This window comes from Streptomyces niveiscabiei, from assembly GCF_001419795.1.
In the GTDB taxonomy this organism is placed as follows: domain Bacteria; phylum Actinomycetota; class Actinomycetes; order Streptomycetales; family Streptomycetaceae; genus Streptomyces; species Streptomyces niveiscabiei.
In genome coordinates this window covers 1-2,594 of sequence record NZ_LIRL01000739.1, presented here as the reverse complement: position 1 = coordinate 2,594, position 2,594 = coordinate 1, and the positions used below count along the sequence as shown (strand labels likewise).

3 protein-coding genes are annotated in these 2,594 nt (G+C 76.8%); 2 read left to right on the top strand and 1 reads right to left on the bottom strand.

All coding sequences use genetic code 11. The features are described from left to right. On the bottom strand, positions 1–480 hold a 480-nt coding region (locus AOK24_RS32345), incomplete at its 3' end, for an ABC transporter ATP-binding protein (RefSeq protein ID WP_159052053.1). A 133-nt stretch (positions 481–613) separates the two neighbouring features. Between AOK24_RS32345 and AOK24_RS32340 the strand changes: the two genes are divergently transcribed. Both AOK24_RS32340 and AOK24_RS32335 read left to right on the top strand, forming a co-directional pair. Next, positions 614–1,909, top strand: coding sequence for a sensor histidine kinase (locus AOK24_RS32340; protein WP_055723580.1), 1,296 nt, complete (start codon positions 614–616; stop codon positions 1,907–1,909). 19 nt (positions 1,910–1,928) lie between these two features. Next, positions 1,929–2,576, top strand: coding sequence for a response regulator (locus AOK24_RS32335; RefSeq protein ID WP_193555247.1), 648 nt, complete (start codon positions 1,929–1,931; stop codon positions 2,574–2,576). The last annotated feature ends 18 nt before the right edge of the window (positions 2,577–2,594 follow it).

The following is a 2,594-nucleotide window of genomic DNA, read 5'->3' as shown; positions in this document are numbered from 1 at the left end:
GACGCGTTGCTGCTGGCCGCCCGACAGCTCGCCGGGGCGGTGGCCCGCGCGGTCGGCGAGCCCCACCCGGGCGAGCACCTCGCGCACCCGCGCGGACGACGGACGCCGCCCGGCCAGCCGCAGCGGCAGGGCCACGTTCTGCGCGGCCGTCAGGGACGGCAGCAGGTTGAACGACTGGAACACGAAGCCGATGTGCGCGCGCCGCAGCAGCGTGAGCCGCCGCTCGCTCAGGCCGGTCAGCTCGGTGCCGTCGAGCCGCACCGAACCCGACGTCGGCCGGTCCAGCCCCGCCGCGCACTGGAGCAGCGTCGACTTGCCCGAGCCGGACGGCCCCATGACGGCCGTGAAGGACCCGGCGGGGAGCGTGAGGGAGAGGTCGTCGAGGGCCGTCACGCCGGGGCCGTACCGCCTGGTCACGGAGGTCAGCTGGACGGCGGGGCGGGGCAGGGCGCCGTCCGGATGCGGAGTCGTCGAGGTCATGGCTCCACGAAACCGCCGCGACCCGTACGCGGTCGCTGGGGCAGGGGCGAGACCTGGGGTAGGGCCAGGCATACCCCTGGAGGTCGGTTCCGCCGTATGGCCGGGGTCGCGCGGCGCTTCTACGGTGATCCGCATGGGGCGGGACGAGCGTGCGCGCGATGTGTGGGAGGGCCTGGCCGGGCGGGGGTACCTGCTGTCCCCGTGGCCGTGGCGGGCGGTGCTGTACCTTCTGACGGGCGCGGTGACCGGGGCCTTCGTGCTGGTGGGGCTGGCCCTGCTGGCGGTGGCGGGGAGCGTCCTCGCCGTCGTCCTCGTGGGGCTGCCGCTGCTCGGCTGCCTCGCCTTCGCGGGCCTGCCCGTGGCCGCGCTGGAGCGGCGCCGGCTGCGGCTCGTCGACCGGGAGGAGGCGCCCGGGGCACACGCCGAGCCCGCCGTGCCGGGGCTGCGGGGCTGGCTGGCCGTACGCGCGCGGGAGCGGGCCACCTGGCGGGAGCTGGGGCACGCCCTGCTGACGGCCTGCCTGTGGTGGCCGGCGGAAGCGGTGCTGCTCGCCCTCGCGCTGGGCGGGCCCCTGACGATGATCGCCGCGCCGGTGCTGTTCGGCACAGTCGGCGGCGGGCGCGAGACCAAGGTGCTCAAGGTGTGGACGGTCACCGGCTGGCCCGCCGCGTTCGCGGCCTGCCTGGGCGGCGTCGTGCTGCTGGCCGCCGGGCTCTACGTCATCGGCGTCGCCGCGGGCGCGCGCGGGGCGCTGACCCGGCTGCTGGTCACCCCGCGCGCGAGCGACCTCGGCGCGCGGGTCACCGAACTCACCCGCTCCCGGGCCCGCCTGGTCGACGCCTTCGAGGCCGAGCGCCGGCGCATCGAACGCGACCTGCACGACGGCGCCCAGCAGCGGCTCGTCGCCCTCTCCATGGCCCTCGGGCTCGCCCGCCTCGACGCACCGCCCGGCAGCCCCCTCGCGACGCAGCTCGCGCGGGCGCACGAGGAAGCGGGCGCGGCCCTCGCCGAACTGCGCGAGCTGATCCAGGGCATCCACCCCCGGGTCCTCGTCGACCACGGGCTGCCGGCGGCCGTCGCCGACGTTGCCGACCGCTCACCCGTACCCGTCGACACGCACTGCGCGCTCCCCGGGCGGCTGCCCGACGCCGTCGAGGCCACCGCGTACTTCGTCGTCCGGGAGGCGCTCGCCAACGTCGCCAAGCACAGCGGCGCCGGGCGGGCCTGGATACGGGTCGAACAGCGGGGCGCACGGCTCGTCGTGGAGGTCGGCGACGACGGGCGCGGCGGGGCGGACAGCGCCGCCGGGACCGGGATCACCGGGCTCGCCGACCGGGTGTCGGTGGCCGGTGGGAGACTGGCGCTCACCAGTCCGGCGGGCGGGCCGACCGTGCTGCGGGCGGAACTGCCCTGCGCCGCCGGGCGCTGACGGGGGAGGGGACACGCCGGTGGGGCTGAAGGTCGTCCTGGCCGAGGACAGCGTCCTGCTGCGCGACGGGCTCGGCGCCCTGCTCGCGCGGTTCGGGCACGAGGTCGTCGCGGCCGTCGGGGACGCGGACGGGCTGCTCGCCGCGGTCCGGGAACACGCGCCCGACGTCGTCGTCACCGACGTACGGATGCCGCCCGGATTCCAGGACGAGGGGCTGCGCGCCGCCGTCCTGCTGCGCGCGGAGCGGCCCGGGCTGCCGGTGCTCGTGCTCAGCCAGTACGTCCAGCACGCCTACGCCGCCGACCTGCTCGACTCCGGGGACGGCGCCGGCGTCGGCTACCTCCTCAAGGACCGTGTCGGGCAGGTCGAGGAGTTCGTCGCCGCGCTCACCGAGGTCGCGGGCGGGGGGACGGTCGTCGATCCCGAAGTCGTCCGGCAGTTGCTGCGCCGCCGCCGGGATCCGCTCGCGCGTCTGACCGCGCGGGAGAGGGAGGTGCTGGCGCTGGTCGCCGAGGGGCGGTCCAACGCGGCGATCGCCCGGGAGCTGGTGGTGTCCGAGGCGGCGGTGGGGAAGCACATCGGGTCCATCCTCGCGAAGCTGGATCTGCCGCCGGCGGAGGACGGGCATCGGAGGGTGCTGGCGGTGCTGGCGTTCTTGCGGGGATGAGAGGGGAGGGGGGAAAGG